This is a genomic window from Paracidovorax cattleyae (genome assembly GCF_900104515.1).
Taxonomy (GTDB): Bacteria; Pseudomonadota; Gammaproteobacteria; order Burkholderiales; family Burkholderiaceae_C; genus Paracidovorax; species Paracidovorax cattleyae.
The window spans coordinates 57705-81328 of the sequence record NZ_FNJL01000023.1 but is presented as its reverse complement, the minus strand read 5'-3'; the positions used below and the strand labels follow the sequence as shown (position 1 = coordinate 81328).

Annotated in this window: 19 protein-coding genes; 5 read left to right on the top strand and 14 right to left on the bottom strand. The window is 71.6% G+C overall.

The genetic code is table 11. The annotated features are described in order from the left end of the window. Positions 1-4: 4 nt before the first annotated feature. The 10 genes from BLR05_RS17950 to BLR05_RS17905 all read right to left on the bottom strand — a co-directional run bounded on the left by BLR05_RS17950 (position 5) and on the right by BLR05_RS17905 (position 10672). Positions 5-559, bottom strand: a complete 555-nt coding sequence (locus tag BLR05_RS17950; protein ID WP_092836801.1) for a hypothetical protein — start codon at positions 557-559, stop codon at positions 5-7. Positions 560-596: 37 nt separating this feature from the next. Then, a complete protein-coding gene (locus BLR05_RS17945; protein WP_244160129.1) occupies positions 597-1211 on the bottom strand; it encodes a hypothetical protein in 615 nt (204 codons plus the stop codon). Between the two features lie 273 nt (positions 1212-1484). After that, entirely contained in the window at positions 1485-2861 is a 1377-nt protein-coding gene (locus BLR05_RS17940; protein WP_092836799.1) for a sigma-54-dependent transcriptional regulator, read from the bottom strand. Next, on the bottom strand, positions 2846-4333 hold the full coding sequence (locus BLR05_RS17935) for a sensor histidine kinase (protein ID WP_092836796.1): 1488 nt from the start codon (positions 4331-4333) through the stop codon (positions 2846-2848). The genes BLR05_RS17940 and BLR05_RS17935 overlap by 16 nt, the downstream gene beginning before the upstream one ends. 83 nt (positions 4334-4416) lie before the next feature. Then, positions 4417-5481 (bottom strand): homocysteine S-methyltransferase family protein, encoded by a 1065-nt coding sequence (locus BLR05_RS17930; RefSeq protein ID WP_092836793.1) that lies wholly within the window; start codon positions 5479-5481, stop codon positions 4417-4419. A gap of 38 nt (positions 5482-5519) precedes the next feature. Further along, positions 5520-6443 (bottom strand): LysR family transcriptional regulator, encoded by a 924-nt coding sequence (locus BLR05_RS17925; protein ID WP_092836790.1) that lies wholly within the window; start codon positions 6441-6443, stop codon positions 5520-5522. 190 nt (positions 6444-6633) lie between these two features. Continuing rightward, complete coding sequence (locus BLR05_RS17920; protein ID WP_092836787.1) at positions 6634-7797, bottom strand: acyl-CoA dehydrogenase family protein; 1164 nt, start codon at positions 7795-7797, stop codon at positions 6634-6636. Continuing rightward, positions 7797-8210 carry a cupin domain-containing protein gene (locus tag BLR05_RS17915; RefSeq protein ID WP_092836784.1) on the bottom strand — a complete coding sequence of 138 codons (414 nt, stop codon included), beginning with the start codon at positions 8208-8210 and terminating at the stop codon, positions 7797-7799. The genes BLR05_RS17920 and BLR05_RS17915 overlap by 1 nt, the downstream gene beginning before the upstream one ends. A 41-nt stretch (positions 8211-8251) precedes the next feature. Continuing rightward, the gene (locus BLR05_RS17910; protein ID WP_092836781.1) at positions 8252-9508 is read right to left on the bottom strand and encodes a CaiB/BaiF CoA transferase family protein; all 1257 of its coding nucleotides are present in this window, start codon (positions 9506-9508) and stop codon (positions 8252-8254) included. Between the two features lie 180 nt (positions 9509-9688). Continuing rightward, complete coding sequence (locus BLR05_RS17905; RefSeq protein ID WP_092836778.1) at positions 9689-10672, bottom strand: Bug family tripartite tricarboxylate transporter substrate binding protein; 984 nt, start codon at positions 10670-10672, stop codon at positions 9689-9691. Positions 10673-10939: 267 nt separating this feature from the next. Between BLR05_RS17905 and recQ the strand changes: the two genes are divergently transcribed. Continuing rightward, positions 10940-12802, top strand: coding sequence for a DNA helicase RecQ (gene recQ, locus BLR05_RS17900; protein WP_092836775.1), 1863 nt, complete (start codon positions 10940-10942; stop codon positions 12800-12802). Here recQ and BLR05_RS17895 read toward each other — a convergent pair. Then, on the bottom strand, positions 12760-13878 hold the full coding sequence (locus BLR05_RS17895) for a serine hydrolase (RefSeq protein WP_092836772.1): 1119 nt from the start codon (positions 13876-13878) through the stop codon (positions 12760-12762). The two genes, recQ and BLR05_RS17895, sit on opposite strands and share 43 nt — an antisense overlap. Next, positions 13802-15100 carry a serine hydrolase gene (locus BLR05_RS17890; RefSeq protein WP_092836769.1) on the bottom strand — a complete coding sequence of 433 codons (1299 nt, stop codon included), beginning with the start codon at positions 15098-15100 and terminating at the stop codon, positions 13802-13804. Before BLR05_RS17890 ends, BLR05_RS17895 begins: the two co-directional genes overlap by 77 nt. 142 nt (positions 15101-15242) lie before the next feature. Between BLR05_RS17890 and BLR05_RS17885 the strand changes: the two genes are divergently transcribed. The 4 genes from BLR05_RS17885 to BLR05_RS17870 all read left to right on the top strand — a co-directional run bounded on the left by BLR05_RS17885 (position 15243) and on the right by BLR05_RS17870 (position 21037). Continuing rightward, the gene (locus tag BLR05_RS17885) at positions 15243-16145 is read left to right on the top strand and encodes a hypothetical protein (RefSeq protein WP_092836766.1); all 903 of its coding nucleotides are present in this window, start codon (positions 15243-15245) and stop codon (positions 16143-16145) included. 35 nt (positions 16146-16180) lie between these two features. Continuing rightward, entirely contained in the window at positions 16181-18547 is a 2367-nt protein-coding gene (locus tag BLR05_RS17880; RefSeq protein ID WP_092836851.1) for an ATP-dependent DNA helicase, read from the top strand. 406 nt (positions 18548-18953) lie between these two features. Beyond that, positions 18954-19820, top strand: coding sequence for a hypothetical protein (locus tag BLR05_RS17875; RefSeq protein ID WP_092836848.1), 867 nt, complete (start codon positions 18954-18956; stop codon positions 19818-19820). A gap of 119 nt (positions 19821-19939) precedes the next feature. Next, entirely contained in the window at positions 19940-21037 is a 1098-nt protein-coding gene (locus tag BLR05_RS17870) for a Fe-S oxidoreductase (protein WP_092836763.1), read from the top strand. Positions 21038-21201: 164 nt separating this feature from the next. Here the strand turns inward: BLR05_RS17870 and BLR05_RS17865 are convergent, their stop codons facing one another. Both BLR05_RS17865 and BLR05_RS17860 read right to left on the bottom strand, forming a co-directional pair. Next, on the bottom strand, positions 21202-22503 hold the full coding sequence (locus tag BLR05_RS17865) for a Glu/Leu/Phe/Val family dehydrogenase (RefSeq protein WP_092836760.1): 1302 nt from the start codon (positions 22501-22503) through the stop codon (positions 21202-21204). Positions 22504-22674: 171 nt separating this feature from the next. Continuing rightward, positions 22675-23559 carry a PPK2 family polyphosphate kinase gene (locus BLR05_RS17860; protein WP_092836757.1) on the bottom strand — a complete coding sequence of 295 codons (885 nt, stop codon included), beginning with the start codon at positions 23557-23559 and terminating at the stop codon, positions 22675-22677. Between the last annotated feature and the right edge of the window lie 65 nt (positions 23560-23624).

Below are 23624 nucleotides of genomic sequence, written 5' to 3'. Positions count from 1 at the left end.
GGTGTCACCCGTGGTGGGGCTGGGCGGGGAGGGGCTTGCCGTTGACGGTGCGGGCTTCGATCACGTGGCCTTGCGCGCCGCGCAGCGGGCGCGCGGGGCCGCTGGCCTCGACCGCGTCGCCGGGCTGCAGCTGCAGTGCCGCATAGCCGTCGGGGCGCAGGTGGATGAAGTCGCCGGTGTCCAGCACCACGCCGTTGGGCTCGCCATGGCGGGCGTGGTGGATGCGCGCCACGCGGCCTTCGGCGCTCCGCACGGCCTCTTCGGGTGCGGCGGGCTTGCCGTCGATCGATACCAGCCGCTCGAAGATATAGACCTCGTGCGCGGCCTCGCCGTGCCGCGGGGGCGCCGCCACGCTGCCCTCGAACACGACGGCCTGGCCGGGCTTCAGGGCTTCGGCGGCGCGCACGGCGCGCTCGTCATGCTTGCCGAAGGTGAACTGCGCGGTAACGCCGTCCACGTCGATGAGCACGCCCTCCACTTCGCCGCGCGGGCTGTGGAGCAGGTGCTGGAAGCGGCCCTCGAGGGACCAGACTTCCACGGTTTCCTGGGGTTGGGTCATACGGGTTTCCTGTGGCTGGGTGGTGAAAGGAAAGGGATCAGGGCATGCGCGGCGGGCCGCCGGCCGGGCCGCGGAACACTTCCTGCAGCGTGCTGGCGGAGGAGCCCAGCTGCGTGGCCTCCAGCGCCGCGCCCAGCGCGTTGCGCGTGCCCCAGCCGCGGGCCGACACGGGGACGCCGGTCTGCAGCAGGTCGCCGATGGAAGCGGCCACATGCGGCGGGAAGCGGACGATCACGCCGTTGTCGAGCAGCAGGCCGTGGGCGTCGCCGCGGGTGTTGAGCAGGACGGCGGCCACGCGCCCGTCGGCCTGCAGTTCGACCAGGGCCGGGCGCTGCGGCGGGGCAGGGGGTGTCTGGCCCGGGGACGGGGGCGTTTCCTGGACGGTACGGCCCTGCGAGCTGATCGCGCTGATGCGCAGCACGGGCACGCCGGAATAGTGCCAGCCGGCCACGTCCACGGCGTCACCCGCGCGCAGCCAGGAGGTCAGGGTATCGGACAGGTGCGGAGGGAAGGCGACCTGCGTGCCGTCCTGCAGCAGCAGGCCGTCGGACTCGCCGTTGGGGTTGAGCAGCCAGCGCTGCACGGCGCCGCTGTGCGAGGCCTGCTCCACGGCGGCAGGCTGGCCGATCGGGCCGGGCGGCTGGCCCGCCACGGGGGGGCGGCGGAACGGCGCCGGGGGCCGGGGGGGCGGGCTGGGCCTGTGCTCCGGCACAGGCGAGCAGGAGGGCGGCGAGGCCGGCGCGGGTCAAGGTATTCAGTCGCATGGCAGAACTCCTTCTGGTGGTGGAGCCCTGGTATCTCAAGAGACGTGCCAGCATGGAATGCCTTATGAATCAATGGCTTGCGTTGCCTGTCACCGCAAATGCGTGGATGGCGCGAAGACACCCTGTCCGGATTCGCGACATCGCCGGTGTCTCCATCCGTCTCATTCCATGCCGTACTGGGCCAGCTTGCTGTAGAGCAGCTGGCGGTGGATGCCCAGGCGCCGGGCGGCGAGCGAGCGATTGCCGCGGGCCTGTTCCAGCGCGTGGGCGATCAGCCGGCGCTCCAGCCGCTCCACGGCCTCGGGCAGCGGCACGTCGAGCCAGTCCTGCGGCAGGGCGCCATCGGCGGGGCCGGACGCTGTTGCCGAGCCCGCGGGCGGGCCCAGGTCGAGGTCGGCCGCGCCCACCACGGGGCCGCGCTGCAGGGCCTGCACGCGCTCCATGGCATTGCGCAGTTCCCGCACGTTGCCCGGCCAGCCGTGGGCGAGCAGGGCGCGCGCCGCATCCGGCGCCAGGCGCTTGGCCGGCTGCGGCGCCGCGGCGCGGCGCAGGAAATGCTCGGCCAGCGGCACGATGTCGGCCAGCCGCTCGCGCAGCGGGGGCAGCGCGATCTGCAGCACGTCGAGCCGGTAGCGCAGGTCCTCGCGGAAGCGCCCCTCGCGCACGGTGGCGGCCAGGTCGCGGTGCGTGGCGGCCACCACGCGCACGTCCACCCGCACGGGCCTGTGGCTGCCCAAAGGCGTGACCTCGCCCTCCTGCAGCGCGCGCAGCAGCTTGGCTTGCACGTCCGGCGCCATGTCGCCGATCTCGTCGAGCAGCAGTACGCCGCCATCGGCCGCACGGAAGCAGCCGGGCCGGTCGGTGGCGGCGCCGGTGAAGGCGCCCTTCACGTGGCCGAAGAGCTCGCTTTCCAGCAGTTCCTTCGGAATGGCCGCGCAGTTGAGCGCCACGAATGGGCCGGCGCTGCGGGCCGAATGCCGGTGCAGCGCGCGCGCCACCAGCTCCTTGCCCGTGCCGGTCTCGCCCTGCACCAGCACGGGCGCCTCGCTCGCGGCGGCCAGCCCGATGCGCTTGTGGACTTCGCGCATGGCCTCGCTCACGCCGATGAGTTCGCCGTCCGCCTCGTCCGCGCCGGCCCGCGCCGCGGGGGCGGGCGGGGTGGCATCCGCCTCGGCGCGGGAGCGCAGGGCGCGCTCCAGCACCTCGATCACCGCGGCGCGGGCCACCGGCTTGGTCAGGTGGTCGAAGGCACCCAGGCGCATCGCCTCGATGGTGCCGGAGCCGCTGGCATACGCGGTGAGCACCACCACCGGGGGCAGTTCGGGCACGCGGGCGGCGAGCGCGGCGAGGGTTTCCAGCCCGTCCATGCCGGGCATGCGGTGGTCCAGGAAGATGGCGGCGTAGCGGTGGCGCCCTGCGTGCCGCAGCGCTTCGTCGCCGCTGGCGGCCTCGTGCACCTCGTGCCCCAGGCCCTGCAGGGTTTCGACCAGCGACTCGCGGAAGGCCGCGTCGTCATCGACGGCTAGGATGCGTGCCATGGCAGCTTCAGGAGGAAGCGGGCGCCGCCGCCTTCGCGCGGCGCGTAGTGCAGGTCGCCCCCGTGCGCCAGCGCCACCTCGCGCGCCAGGGCCAGGCCCAGGCCGTTGCCGTCGGTGCGGCCGGTGGCGAAGGGCTCGAAGAGCTGGGCGCGCAACGCCTCGGGCACGCCCGGGCCGTCGTCCTCCACCGCGATCACGCACCGGGAACGGGCGGCATCCACCCGGGCCGAGAGCACGGCCTCGCCCCCCTGCGGCGCATGGCGCACGGCGTTGTCCAGCAGGTTGTCGATGGCGCGGGCCGCATGCACGGGATCGAAGACGGCCGTGGCCGGCGCATCCCCCCGCAGCGACAGCCGCACGCCCCGCGTCTCGGCCGCGGCCCGGGCGGTGTCCAGCCGCTCCTGCAGCCATGCGGGCAGGTCCACCGGGTGGGGCTCCAGCTGCAGGGGCTGCACCAGCGTCAGCAGGCTCTGCACCAGGCCTTCCAGCCGGTCGATCTGCGTGCCGATGGCGGCCAGGGCATCGGCATGGCGGGCAGGGGGCGCCGCCAGGGCGTTGTCGGCCTTCAGCCGCATGGCGGCGATGGGGTTGCGGATCTCGTGCGCCACCGAGGCCGTCAGGCGGCCCAGGGCCGTCAGGCGCATGTCGCGGTGCTGCTGGGCGAGCGCCTCGCGCAGGCGCTCGCGCGCTTCCTGCAGCCGGGTGCCGAAACTGTTGAATCCATCGACGATGCGGTCGAGCTCGCGGATGCCGGTGTGCTGCAGCACGGGCACGGTATCGCCCCCGGCCTGGGCCAGCGCATCCTCCATGCGCTGCACCTGCCGCAGGCCGCGCTGCAGCATCCATCCGAGCCAGGCGCCCGACACCACCACCAGCAGGGCCAGGATGGCGATGCCCGCGCGCAGGCTGTCCTGCGCGGCGATGGCGCCGGCATGCACGCGGGTCATGGTCCAGACGGCCGTGCCCGGGTGCGCGGACAGCGGGCAGGCGGCCACGATGAGCACCTCGCGGCTGCCGCGCACCAGGTTCACCAACGGCTGGCGCCCGGCACTGGCTTGGCGCGCCATCTCCACGATGAGGGGCTCCTCGGCGGAGGGCACGTCGCTTTTCACGCCGCTGCCTTCGTAGGTGGGATAGGCGTAGGCGAGCATGCCGCCGCTGGCGCTCCACGCGCCGCCTTCCACGCGGGGCGCCTCCAGCAGCACCACGCGCAGCAGCACCCGCAGCAGGTCCTCGCGCGGGGCGTCGGCGGCCACGCCGGGCACGGATTGGGCGTAGCGGGCGGCGATGTCGCTGCAGGCCTGTGCCACGCGGGTACGGCCGGCGGCCACCTGCGCGCCGGAGCCCGACTGGTAGAGCACCGTGAGGACGACCGCCACCAGGGCGCAGGCGCCCAGCAGCAGGGTCCAGAAGAGGGTGAGTTGGATACGCAGGGAGCGCACGGAGGATCCGCGGGTGGGATACGTGCGCATCCTACGGTGCCACGGATGAGCCGGCGGTAGGAGAGCAGCCCATCCGCCAGGCACGGAGGCGCAGGCCGGAGGGCCGGGCAGGATCAGGCCGCTTCGGGGTAGAACAGCCGCCGCGCCGGCACGGGCGCCACGGCGCGGCCGATGGCGGCGATGTGGTCCGGCGTGGTGCCGCAGCAGCCGCCCACGATATTCACCAGGCCCTCGGCTGCGAACTCGTGCACCAAGCGGCTGGTGACCTCGGGCGTCTCGTCGAAGCCGGTGTCGCTCATCGGGTTGGGCAGGCCGGCGTTGGGGTAGCAGCTGATGAAGGTATCTTCCGCCACCCGGTTCAGCTCCTGGATGTAGGGGCGCATCAGCGTGGCGCCCAGGGCGCAGTTCAGGCCGATGGCCAGCGGACGCGAGTGGCGCACGCTGTGCCAGAAGGCCGTCACGGTCTGGCCCGAGAGGATGCGGCCGGAGGCATCGGTGACGGTGCCGCTGATGATGAGCGGCAGGCGCTCGCCGCTCGCCTCGAAGTACTCGTCGATGGCGAAGAGCGCGGCCTTGGCGTTGAGCGTGTCGAAGATGGTTTCCACCAGCAGCACGTCGGCACCGCCCTCGACCAGGGCCTGGGTCTGCTCGTAGTACGCGGCGCGCAGCTGCTCGAAATCGACGTTGCGCGCGCCGGGGTCGTTCACGTCGGGGCTGATGCTGGCCGTCTTGGGCGTGGGCCCGAGAGCACCGGCCACGAAGCGCGGTTTATCGGGGGTGGAGTACTTGTCGCAGGCGGCGCGCGCCAGCCGGGCCGAGGCGAGGTTCATCTCGCGCGCCAGGTCGGCCATGTGGTAGTCCTCCTGCGCGATCGTGGTGGCGCCGAAGGTGTTGGTCTCGATCAGGTCGGCGCCCGCTGCCAGGTAGCGCTCGTGGATGTCGCGGATCACGTCGGGCCGCGTGAGCGACAGCAGCTCGTTATTGCCCTTCACGTCCCGCGGGAAGTCCTTGAACCGGTCGCCCGCGCCGTCGGGGCCGCTGTATCCCTCGCCCCGGTACTGGGCCTCGCCCAGCTTGAAGCGCTGGATCATGGTGCCCATGGCGCCGTCGAGGATGGCGATGCGTTCGGCCAGGATGCCAGGCAGTTGTTGGGCGCGGGTGTAGTGGAGGGGTTGCATAAGCCTCCATTGTAGAAAGTGTGCCCCGCGTCCCGGCCTCATGGGTAATCCGGTCTGAATTCCTGCTGACTGCCTTCCGCGCCCTTGCCTGCAGCAGCCGCCACGTCCAGAAACGTCTGCAATGCCGGGTTCGGTGCCGCCTCATGCCATGCGAGCACGCCCACCGTGGGGTGCTCCAGGTGGGCGATGGGCACGAACCGCACGCCCTGCACGGCGGCCTGCGCCATCGTGGCGGGCACCAGCGCCACGCCCATGCGCATGGCCACCAGGGCGACCACGGTCAGCCACTGGCGCGTGGCATGGCGGGTGTGAGGGTGGATGCCGGCGCGGTGGAAGAGGGCGACCACGTTGTCGTGGTTGGCCGGCGCAACGTCGCGCGCGAACATCACGAAGGTTTCTTCGGCCAGGGCACGCAGGTCCACTTGCGCCGCACCGGCCAGCGCATGGTCGTGCGGCAGGCAGGCCACGAAATGGTCCGGCGCCAGCGGCAGGCTGCGCAGGGGCGCGGGCACCACGCTGGCGTTGATGAATCCGGCATGCAGCTGGCGGTGCAGCAATGCTTCGGTCTGCTCGCCCGAGGACATCTCGCGCAGGTGCACCTCGATGCCCGGGGCACGTTCGCCGAAGGCCCGCACGATGGCCGGCATGTCGCGATAGACCATCGATCCGGTGAAGCCGATGTCCAGCCGCCCGCGCAGGCCCGCGGCCACGGCGCGCGCCGTATCGCCTGCGCGTGCCACGCGGTCGAGCACCACGCGCACCTCGGCCAGGTAGGCCTGGCCCGCGGGCGTGAGCACCACGTGCTTGCTGCTGCGGTCGAAGAGCTTCACGCCCAGTTCGTCCTCCAGCGCCTTGATGCCCGAGCTGAGCGGCGGCTGCGTGATGGCGAGCCGCTCCGCCGCGCGGCCGAAATGCAGCTCTTCGGCCAGCACGGCGAAGTAGCGCAGCAGGTGCAGTTTCATGCCAGGAATCATGCCAGCCGCTGCGGGCCCTCGGATCCAGTAGGTGGAACCCGCCGCCCCCGAGTCGAGCGGCCGCGGAGCAGGCCATGCCAGCAGACGCCGCGCAAGGGCCGCCCCGCCGCGCTGGCGTCGTCCCCCTTCCCGGCGAAGCCGAGAGAAGGGGGAAGCGGCGCAGCCGCTCAGGGGGATGTCAATATGACTTCCGCAGGCCCAGCACCTTCTCGGCGATGAAGCACAGGATCAGCTGCGGGCTCACGGGCGCAAGGCGCGGGATCCACGATTCGCGCATATAGCGCTCCACGTGGTATTCCTTGGCGTAGCCCATGCCGCCGTGGGTCAGGATGGCGCGCTCGCAGGCGTGGTAGCAGGCCTCGGCCGCGAGGTATTTGGCGGCGTTGGCCTCGGCGCCGCAGGGCTGGTGCCGGTCGTAGAGCCAGGCGGCCTTCTGCACCATGAGGTGCGAGGCCTCCAGCTCCATCCACGACTGCGCCAGCGGGTGCTGGATGCCCTGGTTCTGCCCGATCGGGCGGCCGAACACCTCGCGTTCCTGCGCATAGCCGGCCGCGCGTGCCAGCGCCGCGCGGCCCAGGCCCACGGCCTCGCTCGCGATCAGGATGCGTTCGGGGTTGAGACCGTGCAGGATGTACTGGAAGCCCTTGCCTTCCTCCCCCACCCGGTCTTCCACGGGAATGCGCAGGCCGTCGATGAACACCTGGTTGGAATCCACGCATTGGCGGCCGAGCTTCTCGATCTCGCGCACTTCGACCGTGCCGCGGTCCAGGTCGGTGTAGAAAAGGCTCAGGCCCTCGGTGCCGCGGCAGTCCTCCAGCGGCGTGGTGCGCGCCAGCAGCAGGATCTTGCTGGCCACCTGGGCGGTGCTGATCCACACCTTCTGGCCGTGCACCACGTAGTGGTCGCCCCGCCGCACGGCGCGGGTCTTTAGCTTGAGCGTGTTCAGGCCCGTGTTGGGCTCGGTCACGCCGAAGCAGGCCTTGTCGCGGCCCTGGATCAGCGGCGGCAGCCAGCGGGCTTTCTGTTCCTCGGTGCCGAAGACCACCACCGGGTGCAGCCCGAAGATGTTCATGTGCACGGCCGAGGCGCCCGACAGGCCCGCGCCCGTGGCCGAGACGGTGTGCATCATCAGCGCGGCCTCGCTGATGCCCAGGCCCGCGCCGCCGTAGGCCTCGGGCATGGCGATGCCCAGCCAGCCGGCATCGGCCAGCGCCTGGTGGAAGTCGTGCGGAAAGCCGCCATCGCGGTCCTTCGCGAGCCAGTAGTCGGCATCGAACGGCGCGCAGACGCGCTCGATGGCGTCCCGGATCTGCTCCTGTTCCGGCGAAAGGGCGAAGTCCATCACACGCCTTTCGCGGACGGGCGGATCACCTTGTCGGGCGATTCGCCGTAGGGCGGGCTGTAGATCACCAGCAGCTTCACCGGCGTGTCGCTGGTCACGGTGAAGACGTGCATGCGGTCGGCCGGGAAGAAGCACATGTCACCCGGCACCATGTCGAAGGCCTCGCCCTCCACCTCGGCACGGGCCGTGCCTTCCAGCAGGTAGCAAGCCTGCTCGATGCCCGGGTGCGCATGCGGCAGCGCGCCGCCGCCCTTGTGCAGCGTGCCGAGCAGCACTTCCATCTGCCGCGCGCCCACGGTCTCGGGGCCGATCAGGCGCTGGTTCACGGTGTGGTGGTGGTTGGCGGGCTGGTAGCCGGGCACCTGGGCGGCGCGCACCAGGTAGCGGGAGGGGGACGCGGTGGTGTCGGTCATGGCGGTGGTCGTGGCGGTCGTTATGGGAGAGATCGTGGAAGTCATGCGCCGTCTCCGGCGGCGCGGCAGACGCCCTGCGCGAGCAGGGCGTCGATCTGCACGGGCGTGTAGCCGGCCCGGGCCAGCAGGCTGCTCGTGTGTTCGCCCAGGCGCGGCGCAGGGGGCTGGTCGCGCTCCGGGGGCGTGGCGGACCAGCGGGTGGGATGCGCCATGGCGTGCATCGTCCCTTCGGTGGGGTGCTCGGTGTCGTGCACGAAGCCGGTGGCGCGCAACTGGGCGTTGTGCAACAGGTCGGCGGGAGAATTCATGCGCATGTTGGGCACATCGGCCGCGTCCAGCAGCGCCTGCCATGCGGCCGTGGTGCGCGTGCGCAGGATGCGCGCCACCCCGGCGTACACGGCGTCGATATTCGCGGCGCGCGCGCCGTGCGTGGCGAAGCGCGGGTCGTGCGCCAGGCCGCCGCTGCCGTCCTCGCCGATCGCGGCGAAGAAGCTGCGCCAGTGCTTGTCGTTGTAGATCAGCACGCAGAGCATGCCGTCGGCCGTGGCGTAGGGCTTGCGGTGGGCCGTGAGCAGGCGCGCATAGCCGGGCTCGCCCAGCGGCGGCTCGAAGGTCAGGCCCGCCATGTGGTCGCCCAGCACGAACTGCGCCATGGCCTCGAACATCGGCACGACCACCGCCTGGCCCTGGCCGGTTTTCTCGCGGGCATAGAGCGCCGCCGTCACGGCATAGACGGCGTGCAGCCCGGTCACCCGGTCCGACAGCGTGGTGGGCGCGTACGACGGCTCGGGCGCGCCATAGCGCTGCATGAGCCACGGGATGCCGGTGGCGCCCTGGATCAGGTCGTCGTAGGCGGGGCGCGCGGCGTCCGGCCCGTCCTGGTCGAAGCCGCAGCAGCTCACGTGGATGATGCGCGGGTTGCGCGCGCTCACCGCGTCGTAATCCAGCCCCAGCCGGGCCAGCGCCTGCGGCCGCACATTGCTGATGAGCACGTCGCAGCCCTCGGCCAGCCGCAGCGCCGCCTCGCGCCCCTCGGGGTGCTTCAGGTCCAGCGCAATGCTCTGCTTGCCCGCGTTCGCGTGCAGAAAAATGTGCCCCATGCCCGCATGCCGCATCGGCCCCACATGCCGCATGTTGTCGCCCTCGGGCGTCTCCACCTTCACCACCTCCGCGCCCAGTTGCGCGAGGATCTGCGTGGCGAACGGCCCCATGATGACCGAGGTGAGATCGAGCACCCGCACCCCCGCCAGCGGGCCGGTGCGTCGTGGGGGGGCAGCCAAGGAAGAAGCTTCTGTCATCTCGTGTTCCGTTGGACAAGTCTGATGGGCGCGTTAGGCAGCGTCACCCACTCCCAAGGCCTTTGAACTAGCGCGGCCCAGGCCAGCAGACGCCGCGCAAGGGCCGCCCCGCCGCGCTGGCGTCGTCCCCCTTCCCGGACCGCGCAGCGGACCGAGAGAAGGGGGAAGCGGCGCAGCCGCTCAGGGGGTTGGTTCGATACCAGCTTGCTGGATCAGGGTGCGCCAGTGCGCCAGCTGCTGCGACACGTACTGCGCGAATTCCTCGGGCGTCTTGCTGGGCCAGACCTGGAAGCCGATCTGCGCGAGCTTGTCCTGCGTGTCCTTGTCGGCCAGCACGGCCTGCAGTTCGGTGTTGAGGCGCTGCACCACGGCAGGCGGCATGCCGGCCGGGCCGAAGATGCCGTTCCATGACGTCAGGTCGAACCCCTTCACCGTCTGGCCGATGGGCGGCACGCCCGGCAGCAGGGGCGAGGGCTGGGCGGTGGTGATGCCCAGTGTGCGCACCTTGTCGCCCGTGAGCATGGTCTTGCCCGAACCCAGGTCCACCACGTAGGCCTGCACCTGCCCGCCCAGCAGGTCGGTGAGCGCCTGCGGGCTGGACTTGTAGGGCACGCCCAGGATGTCCACCTTGGCGATGTGCTTGATGCTCTCCATCGCCACCAGCGAGGTGCTGTTGGGCGTGGCATAGCTCAGCGTGCCGGGGTGGGCGCGGGCGTAGTCGAGGAACTCGGGCAGGGATTTCACCGGCAGGGCCGGGCTCACCATGAGCGCGAAGGGCAGCTCGCCCACGCGCGCCACGGGCGTGAAATCCTTGATGGGGTCGTACTTGAGGCCGGCATAGAGCGCCGGGTTGGCCGAGTGCGAGGTGTTCGTCGTCATGAACAGCGTATAGCCGTCGGGCCTGGCCCGGGCCGCCAGCTGGGCGCCCACCTGGGCGTTGGCGCCCGGCTTGTTGTCCACCAGCACCGGCTGCTTCAGGCGCTCGGCCAGTTTCTGGCCCACGGTGCGCGCGACGGCGTCCGTGCCGCTGCCGGCGGCGAAGGGCACGATGAGGGTGATGGGGGCGTTCGGATAGGCGGGCGCCTGGGCCAGGGCCGCGGTGGCGGCCAGCGCGGCCGCGGCGCCGCAGGCCCGCCACAGGGCGCGGGGAAGGGAAAAGCGCATGGTGTTGTCTCCTGGAATGGCGGCCTCTGTATCCGGGCCTGGAGGGCATCTTGGGGCCGCCATCCATTCGCGTCCAATTCAATCGTTGAAGCGTGTGATAGCTTTTGCGAATGGTTGCCGGGCTTCCGGCCTGCGGGACGGAGCACAATAGGCACCTTGCCTGCGTGCAGCGCAGCGGCTCCGCCGGGATGCCGGCCTGCCCTGCACCCGCCCAGCGCCACTGCCGCGCGGGCACCCCGATGCCATCCACCAGAGAGTTCCACCGCCTTGTCCCCTGCGCATTTCGTCCTGCACGACGTCTTCGGCTACGAGCATTTCCGCGGCCCGCAGCAGGCCATCGTCGAGCACGTGATCGCCGGCGGCGACGCGCTGGTGCTCATGCCCACGGGCGGCGGCAAGTCGCTGTGCTACCAGGTGCCGGCCATCGTGCGGCGCGACGCGGGCAAGGGCGTGGCCATCGTCGTGTCGCCGCTGATCGCGCTCATGCACGACCAGGTGGGCGCGCTGCACGAGGCCGGGGTGGATGCGGCCTACCTCAATTCCACGCTCGACTGGCAGCAGACGCAGGAGCTGGAGCGGCGCGTGGCGCGGGGCGACATCACCATGCTGTATGCGGCGCCCGAGCGCCTGACCACGCCGCGCTTCCTGGAGCTGCTGGACGGCCTGCACCAGCGCGGGCAGCTGTCGATGTTCGCGATCGACGAGGCGCATTGCGTGAGCCAGTGGGGCCACGACTTCCGGCCCGAATACCGCGCGCTCACCGTGCTGCATGAGCGCTACCCGGGCGTGCCGCGCATCGCGCTCACTGCCACGGCCGACGCGCTCACGCGCGAGGACATCGTGGAGCGGCTGCAGCTCGAGGGCGCGCAGCATTTCGTCTCCAGCTTCGACCGGCCGAACATCCGCTACCGCATCGAAGAGAAGAAGGAGCCGCTGGCGCAACTGCTGCGCTTCATCGAGCGCGAGCACCCCGAGGACGCGGGCGTGGTCTATTGCCAGTCGCGCAAGCGCGTGGAGGAGATGTCCGCCGCGCTGGTCGATGCGGGCCTCAAGTCGCTGCCCTACCACGCCGGCCTGCCGCCCGAGGTGCGCCAGGAGAACCAGGACCGCTTCCTGCGCGAGGAGGGCATCGTCATGGTGGCGACCATCGCCTTCGGCATGGGCATCGACAAGCCGGACGTGCGCTTCGTGGCCCACGTGGACATGCCCAAGAACATCGAAGGCTACTACCAGGAGACCGGCCGCGCGGGCCGCGACGGTCTGCCCGCCGATGCCTGGATGGCCTACGGCCTGCAGGACGTGGTGAACCAGCGCCGCATGATCGACGAGAGCCCGGCGGGCGAGGAGTTCAAGCAGGTGATGCGCGGCAAGCTCGACGCGCTGCTGGGCCTGGCCGAGGCCACGGACTGCCGGCGCGTGCGGCTGCTGGGCTACTTCGGCGAGCCGTCCGAGCCCTGCGGCAACTGCGACAACTGCCTGAACCCGCCCGCGGTGTGGGACGGCACGGACGCCGCGCGCAAGCTGCTGTCCACCATCTACCGCGTGCACGAGGCCAGCGGCCTCACTTTCGGCACCGGGCACATCATGGACATCGTGCGCGGCAAGGACACGGAGAAGATCCGGCAGTTCGGCCACGACAAGCTCTCCACCTTCGGCGTGGGCAGGGAATACACCGAGCCGCAGCTGCGCGGCGTGCTGCGCCAGCTGCTCGCCACGGGCGCGGTGGGCCTGCACAAGGTGATGCTGGAGAGCGGCCACAGCTTCGACACGCTGAGCCTCACGCCCGGCTCCAAGCCGGTGCTCAAGGGCCAGGTGCCCGTGCAGCTGCGGGAATCCACCGCCAGCACGCCGGCCCGGCGCACCCGCCGCAGCACCGCGCCGCCGGCCGCCGCCGCCAACCTGGGGCCGGACGCCCAGGTGCGCTTCATCAACCTCAAGGCCTGGCGCGCCGAGGTGGCGCGCGAGCACAACCTGCCGGCCTACGTGATCTTCCACGACGCCACGCTGGCGGCGATCGCGGAGCGCCAGCCCGCCTCGCTCGCCGACCTGCAGGGCATCAGCGGCATGGGCGCCAAGAAGCTGGAAGCCTACGGGGCCGACGTGCTGCGCGTGTGCGCCTCGGCTGCCTGAGCGGTCGGCCGGTCCTTCAGCAGCGTGCGCGTGATCGCGCGCCCGATCTGCTCGAACAGGCGCCCCGCCTGCCGCATCTCGTCCATGCCCTCGGCGCAGGTGGCCACCACGATCGCACGTGCGCCCCCCTCCTGCGGATCGATCACGCCCATGTGGCAGGCCCGGTGGTATTGCGTGCCGGTCTTGTGGATGAAGCGCACGGTGCGCGGCAGGCCGGCCTCCAGGCGGTAGGCGTCATAGGTGTCGAACTTCAGATCCTTGTAGAGCATCTGCTGGTGCGGCGGCGTCAGCAGCTGGCCGCGCACCAGCTTTTCCAGCATGCCGCCGTAGCCCGCCAGGGTGGCGGTGTTGGCGCCCCGCGCGTAGTAGCGGTCGTAGGCCTCTTCCATGGTCTTCGCCTGCAGCTCGGAGGTCTTGAGGTCCAGCGCGCGCGCCACCGCCTGCACCCGCTGCGGGCCCATGGGGGCCGCCGCCACGCGCACGAGGTCCATGGGCTTGAGCTCTTTCGCCCGGGGGTGCAGTTCGCCATAGACCTCCTGCCGCACCTGGGTGAACGAGGTGAGCGTGCCCACGTTGCGCGCACCCATCAGCGCCTGGGCGCGCGTGTTGAAGGTGTCCGGGCCGATGGTGCGGATCAGCAGGTTCGCGGCGGTGTTGTCGCTGTCCATCAGCATGCGGCGCAGCAGCGTCTCGATGCTGTGCTGCGTGCCCACGGGCTGCCAGACCAGGGCGCCGGAGCCGTCGATCTTGTCGCGCTCCTCCACGCGCAGTTCTTCGTCCAGCCGCAGATGGCCCTGCTGCACTTCCTGCAGCACCGCGATCGCCAGCGGCAGTTTCGCGGAAGAGGCGAGGTACCAGCGCCGGTCGGCCTGCCAGGCGAAGGTCTCGCCGGTGTCCAGGCGCTTCACGTACAGGCCGAACTGGCCGGGCGTTTCGCGTTCGAGCTTCTGTACCTGGCTGCCCAGGGCCTCGGCCCAGTCGGGGGCGGCCTGCGCCCGCTCAGGCGTCGTCGTCCACAGCGCCGTCAGCAGGGGCAGCGCCGCCGCCAGCACCGGGCGGGCGAGCCGCCGGCGCATCGCCCGGCGGCGTGGTGCCGGTGGAGTGGGAGGGCAGGGTGGGGCAGCGTGGTTCATGCGGTCTCCCGTCGGACAGCAGGCCCGACTGGCAGAGGGCGATGCCCACCTGCCGGAGCGCGCGATCGGACCGGGCCGTGGAAGGTTCGCCGCGCGTGCAGGCCACCACCAGCAAGCGCGGCCCCGGGTGGGCACGCGGCACGGTGACGAGCCCGGAATCGCATGTTCGTGCGCGCTGCGTGCCGGTCTTGTGGGCGAAGTGCGCACCCGGCGGTAGTCCCGCCTTGATGCGCTGGGTGCCGGTCTTCACGCGCTCCATCACGGACAGCAGGTAGGCCGTGTGCCGGGCATCGAGCGCGCGGCCTTCGACGAGTGCCTGCAGCAGGTCGGCATAGGCGTCGAGGTGCCCGCTGTTGAGGCCGGTGGCGTAGTAGGTCTCGTAGGCGGAGGCCAGGTCCGTGGGTGCGAGGGAGCGCTCGGGCACGCGCAACAGCGTGGCCAGCGCGGACCGTGCCGCCGCGTCGCCATGCAGCCGCTGCTGCTGCCGCAACGCCAGGAAGTCGGTGCCGGACAGGTGCGATGCCGCGGGCGTGAGCACGCCGTACACATGGCGGCGCACGTCGGCCAGCGAGGTGATGCGCCCGAAGCCCCGGGGCACCAGCGACTGCACCACCGCGTTCACCGTGCCGATGCCGACCAGGCCGATGAGCATGTCGGTGGCGGTGTTGTCGCTGTAGATGATCATCTGCTCCAGCAGGTAGCGCACGGTCAGCGGCGTGCCCACGGCGCGTCCGTTGGTGGGGCCCGCGCCGTCCACGTAGTCGGCCGCGCGCAGGGTGAGGGGTGTCTCGAGCGTGAAGTCGCCGCGCTCCACGCCGCGGAGGACCGCGATCGCCACCGGCACCTTGACGGACGAAGCCAGGTACCACGGCTCCGTGCCGTGCAGCGATGCGGAGGCACCCGTGTCCAGGTCGCGCACATACACGCCGATGCGCACGCCGCTGTCCGCCTCCGCCCGCGCCAGCGCGCGCTCCAGCGGCTGCACCCAGGCCGGCGTGGAGGCCGCGGCGGGCAGCGCGGCGGATGGCGCCTCCGCGGCCTGCGCGTGCGCCGTGCCCGTGGCGATGTGCCACAGCGCGGACGTGGCGCAGGCGAGGAGCCTCAACTGGCGCAGGGGGCGGACCGGGCGGACGCGGTGGAGTGTGGGTGCGTGTATCTGGGGCATGCGGGCAGTTCGGAAACGGGCGCGACGGGTCCACCCTAGCGCCGGCGCGCGCGCGCCGCCGTAGGGCAATGTCCCTTGCGGCCTGCAGGGTGGCCCGGAGTGCGCCATGCACTGTATTTACAATCAGTGTTCCAATCGCGCCATGCCGGACATCGCCCTCCAACGCATCCATCGCACCCGCCTGCTGCAGATCTGGCGGTCCGTGGGCTGGCCTTGCCGCGATACGGTCGAGATCGACCTGCTCGCCGCCGGCATGCTGCGCCTGGTGCCGGAGCCGGGCGGGCACGAGGTGCTCCGCCTGACCGACGCGGGCATCGCCTGCCTGGCCCAGGCGCGGCAGCGCAACGCGCGCGCGCTGAGCGCCCACGACCGGCTGGCGATGCGCTTCGCGGAGCAACTGCTCTCGGCGGGCCGCATCGTCTGGCGGGAGCTGTCGCTGCGCGCCGCCGTGGAGGCGCTGCCACCGCCCGTTCCTGCACCACTGCCTCCGCTGGCGCCCGGCCGCGGCGCCGCGCTCTCCGGCCTGTGGGACGGGGAGGACGCCGACGATGGCGCCTGCCTGCCGCCTCCCGCGGTGGCACGGGTGTGGCGCATGGCCCGGCCCGACCTGTTCTCGATCCGCCACACCAGCGTGCCCGCCTACCTGCAGCCCATGGTGCACGAGGTGAAGGCGAGCCGCGCCGACCTGCTTTCCGACCTGCGGCATGCAGCCAAGCGCGAGGCCTACCAGTGGCTGTGCGAGGAGTGCTACTACGTCTTCCCCGCGGGCATCGCCGATCCCTCGGAAATTCCCGAGCCCTTCGGCGTGTGGGTGCTGCACGGCCCCATCGAGACCGGCCGCTTCGAGCTGCTGCGCCCCGCGCGCCATGCCCGGTGCCCGCTGCCCTTCGCCGTCTGGATGGCGCTGTGCCGCGCCACGCCCCTGCACAGCGAAGGCGAGCCTGCCCAGGCGCTGCTGGGCGAGGAGGGCCAGGTGCCGGACACCGTTGTGCCTGCCCATGTGCCTGCATGGGCGCCTGCCGTGGCACCCTCCGCCGCTTCCTGACGCGCCAGCCCATGCGGACGACAGCGGAACCTGCCATGGAGCCCGCGGACTCTGGAGTGCCCGGCGCGGAGCGTGCGCCGCCGCAGGGCTATGCCGTCGCCGTGCGCGAGCTGTGCGAATTCACCGCCAAGCAGGGCGACCTCGATCTGCGCTTCACCCCGGCGCCCACGGCGCGGGAGGGCATGGCGGGCCATGCCGCGGTGGCCGCCCGCCGGGTGGCCGGGTCCTCCGGCTACGAGGCCGAGGTGCCGCTGGAAGGCGTGTGCGGCCTGCTGCGCGTGCGGGGGCGCGCCGACGGATTCGATGCCGCGGCGGGCCGCGTGGACGAGGTCAAGACCTTCAAGGGCCGGCTCGACCGCCAGCCGGCCGCCCACCGTGCGCTGCACTGGGCGCAGGCCAGGGTGTACGGATGGCTGCTGTGCGCCTCGCGCGGGCTGCCGGGGCTCACCGTGTCGCTTGTCTATCTGGACATCGGCACCCAGAAGGAAACCGTGCTGTCCGAGGACTGGACGGCGCAGGCGCTGCAGGCGCATTTCGAGACGCTGTGCGGCCGTTTCATGGACTGGGCCGTGCAGGAGGTGGCCCACCGGGCGGAGCGCGACGCCGCGCTGCGCACCCTGTCCTTTCCGTTCGCAGGGGGCTTCCGCGCAGGCCAGCGGCCCCTGGCCGAGGCCGTGTACCGCACTGCCGTCGCCGGCCGCTGCCTGCTCGCGCAGGCGCCCACGGGCATCGGCAAGACGGTAGGCACGCTGTTCCCGCTGCTCAAGGCCGCGCCGGGCACGGGCATCGACAAGGTCTTTTTCCTCGCGGCCAAGACCTCCGGGCGGCAGGTGGCCCTGGATGCGCTCGCCCGCATCGCGGCGGCACCGGCGCAGTGCCCGCGTGAAGCTTTCGCGGCGGCCCTGCCCTTGCGCGTGCTGGAACTGGTGGCGCGCGAGAAGTCCTGCGAATACCCGGGCAGCGCCTGCCATGGCGATGCCTGCCCGCTCGCGCGCGGCTTCTACGACCGGCTGCCGGCCGCGCGGGCCGATGCGCTGCATCCGCCCGGCGGCGGGGCGCCTGCGCCGCTGGACCAGGCCCGCGTGCGCGATGCCGCCCTGCGCCACGGGGTGTGCCCCTACTACCTGGGCCAGGAGCTCGCGCGCTGGGCCGACGTGGCGGTGGGCGACTACCACTACTACTTCGACATGGGCGGCCTGCTGCACGGCCTGGCGCAGGCCGGCCAGTGGCGCGTGGCCCTGCTGGTGGACGAAGCGCACAACCTGGTGGAGCGCGGACGGCGCATGTACAGCGCGGAACTGCTGCCGGATTCGCTCTTCCAGGCCCGCCGCTCGGCCACCGCCGCCGCCGTGCCGGCCGTGAAGAAGGCCCTCGACCGCGTGCGGCGCTGCCGGGTGGCGCTGGACAGGGAGCAGCCGGGCGACTACGCCGTGCTGGAGGCCTTCCCCGGCAAGCTGCTGGCGGCGCTGCAGCAGTGCTCGGTCGCGCTGGGCGAGCACTTTGCGGAGCATCCGGAGCAGATGGATGCCGCGCTGCAGACCTTCCACCTGGAGGTGCTGCAGCTGCTGCGCATGGCCGAACTGCTGGACGCCCATTCCATCGTGGACGTGAGCCGCCCCGCGCAGGGCGCCGCCGGCAGTTCCGTGGTCTGCGTGCGCAACCTGGTGCCCGCGCCGTTCCTGGGGCCGCGCCTGCAGGCCGCGCAGTCGAGCACGCTGTTTTCCGCCACGCTGCAGCCCATGGACTACTACGCCGACCTGCTCGGACTGCCGCAGGACCATGTCCGCACCGACGTGGCCTCGCCCTTCCAGGCGGCGCAGCTGCAGGTGCATATCGCGCGCCACATCTCCACGCGCTATGCGCATCGCGCCGCCTCGGCGCAGCCCATCGCCGACCTCATGGCGCGCCAGTTCGCGGGCCGGCCCGGCAACTACCTGGCCTTTTTCAGCAGCTACGACTACCTGCAGCAGGTGGCGGAGGTGTTCGCGCAGCGCCATCCCGGCGTGCCGCACTGGTGCCAGTCGCGCCGCATGCAGGAGGCCGGGCAGCGCGCGTTCCTGGAGCGCTTTACCGAAGACGGGCAGGGCATCGGCTTCGCGGTGCTGGGCGGCGCCTTCGCCGAGGGCATCGACCTGCCCGGCCGCCGGCTGATCGGTGCATTTCTCTCCACCCTGGGGCTGCCGCAGGTGAACCCGGTGAACGAGCAGGTGCGCGAGCGCATGGACCGGCTCTTCGGAGAGGGCTACGACTACACCTACCTCTACCCGGGCCTGCAGAAGGTCGTGCAGGCCGCGGGCCGGGTGATCCGCACGCCCGGGGACGAAGGCGTGGTGCACCTCATCGACGACCGCTTCGCGCGCGCGCAGGTGCGGCGGCTGCTGCCCGCGTGGTGGCATGTCTGAGCGGGGCGGCAGGCAAAGCCGGGTGGCACACTGAATTGACATACGCTCCGTATGTCACCGCGTGCGGCGCGACGACGTGCTCACGCGCATGCTGCCGGGCCGGCGCTAGGGAATCTCTGCACGAATCGAGCGGAAGGTGTGCGCTGTGGATCGGGATGGGCTGCAAGGCGCACACCGGAGCAATAGCCCGGCTATTGCGAGGATTTGCAACGCCGCAGACCGCCCGATCCGCAGATGCACACGGCGCGGTGATTCTTGCAGAGATTCGCCGGGCGCTAGGGCGTGACGCTTACGCGCTGCTGACAAATCAAGTGGCCGAGCGTGACCCGGGGTGAATTGATTACAAATATTCACATTTCCTCCCGGGTTCGGTATAACGGCGTGACTTTCTGTGGAGGAGAGCGCTTTGGTTTTCAAGCAATGGGCAGCGGTCACGCTGCTGGCGTGCGCTGCGGGCGCGCACGCCTATGAGCCCCAGGCCGGCACCTGGGTCGTGACATCGGAAGTGAATGGCAAGCCGGGACGTGGCCTGTCGGTGGACGTGCAGAACGGCACGCTCGCCCTGCAGATGTATGCCTACGAGAACAACGGCCAGCCCACGTTCTATCTTGCCGTCGGCGACGTGACGGACAACCAGGTCACGGCGCGCCTGAACCGGTATGCCGGCGGGCGCTATTTCGGCAGCCCCGCGCTGTCGGGCACCGAAGCCGGCAGCCCCGGCAACGTGACCATCCGCTTCACCAGCGGGACGACCGGTTTCATCACCTTCCCGAACGAGCCGGAAAAGGCCATCTCCCGTTTCAACTTCGGTTATCCGCAGAAGGCGTCCAGCCTGGCGGGCATCTGGACCTTCACCTCGGTGGGCTCCGAAGGCACCCGCGCCGATGCCGCGCTGCTGGACACGCCGCTTGCGGGGTCCAGCAACGGCAACGGCCTGCTGGCGAGCAGCGACGGCCTGTTCGGCTGCGAGCACCAGGTGTCCGGCACCCTGGCAGGCAGCGTGTTGTGCGTGCGCGTCAACAGCAGCGGCACCTTGCAGCGCGCCTACGTGATGAACTACAGCATCCACGATGGCGAGGGCTACTCGCAGGCGGCCGGCAGCAGGACGCAGCAGTTCCTGGTCGTACGCCGCGTCGCCACGGCCAGGGGCGACGGCACGGGCATCGCCCTGAAGTCGGGTGAATCCGCGGACGGCACCGCGCCTCCCGCCCTGCTGCAGGCGGCGCTGCGCTTCCACCTGGAAGCCGTGGCCCTGCAAGCCCCCGCGCCCTGAGGCGGTAAGGCCTGGCTGGCGCGTCGCCGCAGGCACGCGCCGGCAGGCATGGCGCTCGCGGCCGCCAGGCCGCAGAATCCCGTCAGGCTGCCGTGCGCGGCCGGTCTTCCGGAAACGCCATGCCTCCTTCATCCATCGATCCGCCGCTCCCGCCGCAGGGCGCCCTGGCGCGCCTGTTCGCGGAAGCCGCACTGCAGCGGCAGGGCATGCTGCTCGGCACCGACCGTGGCGGCGATACCTCCCCCTCGGCCCCGGTTCCGCCACCCGGGGCGGCGCCCCAGCCCCTGCCGTCCACCGAGCGCGTGAGCGTGTCCCCCGAGGCCCGCGCACGTGCGGATGCCGCGCTGGGCCCCGGCCCGGCCGCAGCCCCGCGCCCCGGCGCGGCGGTACCCGGCAGCGCGGGCCAGGGCTCGCCGAGGGCGGGCCGGCCCCCGGCCGGGCTGCCCGGCGTGGCCGTGCCTGCACCGGCTGCGGGCATGGCCCCGGTGGACGGCCCGGGCGAGGCCTGGCCCACCGGCGGGGTCGGCGGGCCCATGCGCTCCCTGCTCGGCATGCTGGTGCACCGCCTGGCGGAGGCCGGCGGCCCGGCCCTGCGCGTGGTGTCGGCCCAGCCCTGGACGGCGGACATGGCGCGGGCGCTGCGGGCGGCCGTATCGGCACAGGGCGGTCCGGCGGCCCTGCAGACCTGGCGCGTGGGGCAGGGCCGCGTGCAGGCGGAAGACGGCGAACGGGGTTTCGCCTTCACGCTCCAGGTGCCGTCGGCCTGGGCGGAGCGCGGTGCGGCCGCCGGAGCATCCGCGGGCCTGGCGGGCGGCGCGGCATCCGCGGGCGCGCAGGCCCTGTCCGTGCCGTTCCCCGGGCGGCAGGCACGGCTGGAACCGGGCGTGTTCGCGCTGGTGCTGCAGCCGGTCCGGGACGAGGCGGGCGCGCAGGGCAGGACGAGCGCGCTCCTGTCCCTGGAGTTCCAGCCACCGCCCCAGCAGGGCCTGTACGGGCGCGAGTGGATGCAGTCCGCCCTGCGTCCTGATCCGTGGCTGCAGATGGCGGCGCTGCAGGCCAGCGGCTGGCGCCGGGAGGACGAGGAGGCCGAGGCCGCCGCTCGCCGGGGCGCGGTACCGCCGTGCGACCAGCCGGGCTGCCCCTACGAGGGCCGGGCGCCCTGTGAACAACCCTTCTGCCTGGCGCTGCGGGTGGTGCCATCCCGCCGATCGGTCTGACGGACCGGGCTCCCCGGCGGGCGGCACGGCTACGGGCATGGTGGCGCATGACATGCCATGAAAAAACCGCCAGGTCCGGGCAGGGCGCTGGCGGCTGCTTCCTGCCGTGCACGCTCGATGGGGCACGCACGGCAGGGGCGGTCGGTCTTGCCGATGTCAGTGCATCAGGGATACAGGCCGCGCATTTCGCGGGCGTGCAGGATGCGCTGGCAGGCCACGATGAAGGTGGCGGTGCGCAGCGTCACCTTGTGCTCCTGCGCCACGTGCCAGATGCCGGCGAAGGCCTCCTGCATGATGCGCACGAGGCGGGCGTTGATCTCGTCCTCGCTCCAGAAGAAGCTGGAGAAGTCCTGCACCCACTCGAAGTAGCTCACCGTCACGCCGCCGGCGTTGGCGATCACGTCGGGCAGCACCAGCACGCCCTTGTCGGCCAGGATGTCGTCGGCCTCGGTGGTGGTGGGGCCGTTGGCGCCCTCGATCACCAGCTTGGCCTTGATCTGGCCGGCGTTGTCCTTGGTGATCTGGTTTTCCAGCGCGGCGGGGATGAGGATCTCGCAGTCCACGCTCCAGAAGTCTTCCTTCGCCATCGCCTCGGCGCCGGCGAAGCCGCCCACGCCGCCGGTCTGCTTGACGTGCGCCAGCAGGGCGGGCACGTCCAGGCCGTTCTTGTTCAGGATGGTGCCCGTGTGGTCCTGCACGGCCACGACCTTGGCGCCCGCCTCGGCGAAGAGCTTGCCGGCGATGCCGCCCACGTTGCCGAAGCCCTGCACGGCCACCCGTGCGCCCTCGATGGGCAGGCCGGTGAGCTTGGCGGCTTCCACGCCCACGGTGTACACGCCGCGGCCGGTGGCTTCCACGCGGCCCAGCGAGCCGCCCAGGTCCACGGGCTTGCCGGTGACCACGCCGGTGGCGGTGGCGCCCACGTTCATGGAGTACGTGTCCATCATCCAGGCCATGACCTGGCCATTGGTGTTCACATCGGGTGCGGGGATGTCCTTGGAGGGACCGATGAGCAGGCCGATCTCGCTGGTGTAGCGGCGCGTCAGGCGTTCCAGTTCGCCGCGCGAGAGCTTCTTGGGATCGACGCGGATGCCGCCCTTGGCACCGCCGTAGGGCACGTTCACGGCGGCGTTCTTCACCGACATCCAGGCCGACAGGGCCATCACTTCGGACAGGGTGACGTCCTGGTGGAAGCGCACGCCGCCCTTGCCGGGGCCGCGGCTCAGGTTGTGCTGCACGCGGTAGCCTTCGTAGTGGGCGATGGTGCCGTTGTCCAGTTCGATGGGCACGTCCACGACCAGGATGCGCTTGGGACGCTTCAGGGTTTCCACCCAGCGCGCGAGGCTGCCGAGGTACGGCGTGACGCGGTCCACCTGCTGCAGGTAGTTGCCCCAGGGGCCGAGGTGGTCGGCCTGGAGGTAGGAAGGCACGGGGTGCTGGACGAGGGTGCCGGCGGTGTTCGACATGCGGATGTTTCCCTTGGGTGTAGGAGGTAGGGTCAGGCCAGCGACTGTATGCCCGGCCCCCGGGGCTGTCCAAGGCCTGAGTGTTTCCGGGTTATGCGGCGGATGCATAACAGGTGCGAATGTATTCCAATGGGCGGAATGGGGCAGGGCGCGGCGTGCATGGCGGCGGTGTCACTCGATCTTGAAGTGGGCCAGCGCGGGATCGCCCTCGGGGTAGCGCAGGTCCAGGTTCTGCAGCACCGCGCGCAGCACGGTGGCGATCATCAGGTTGCGGTGCGTCTTGGAATTCGCCGGCACGATGGTCCACGGTGCCCAGGGCGTGTGGGTGGCCGGCAGCAGGGCTTCGTAGGCGCGCTGGTAGTCATCCCACTGCCTGCGCGCCGCGATGTCGCCCATCTCGAACTTCCAGTGCTTGGCCGGGTCGTCCAGCCGGGCCTGCAGGCGCTCGCGCTGCTCGTCCTTGCCGATGTGCAGCATGAACTTGACGATCACCGTGCCGGTTTCGGCCAGCATGCGCTCGAAGTCGTTGATGTGCGCCAGGCGCTGGGCGTGCTGCTCCGGCGTGATCCAGCCCTGCACCACCGGCACCAGCACGTCCTCGTAGTGGCTGCGGTTGAAGACCACGGTTTCGCCGGCCCCGGGCACCTGGGCATGGATGCGCCAGAGGTAGTCGTGCGCGCGCTCGGTCTCGGTGGGGGCCTTCCAGCCCACGGCGCGCACGCCCAGGGCGCTCATGCGGCCGAACACGCCGCGGACGGTGCCGTCCTTGCCGGAGGTGTCGGTGCCCTGCAGCAGAACCAGCAGCTTGTAGCGCCGGTCGGCATAGAACAGGTTCTGCAGGGCGTCCAGTTCCTCGGCCAGCGCTTCCACGGCAGCCTTGTCCATGGCCTTCTCGCCCGAGGAAAACGGCTTGGCGCCGGGGTCGAAGCGCTTCAGGTCCAGGCTGGGCAGATCCTTGCGGCGCGCGGGCACGCTGGCGAACTCCTTCGGTTGCCAGCCGGCCCATTGGCGGGCCAGGGCGGGGTCGATGCGGGAGAAGGGCGGGCACAATTCCATCGGTGGGGTGTCTCCTGGGCGATGGGCCACTGTACCCGGCTCCTGCGTGCCCTGCCGTGGGAGAA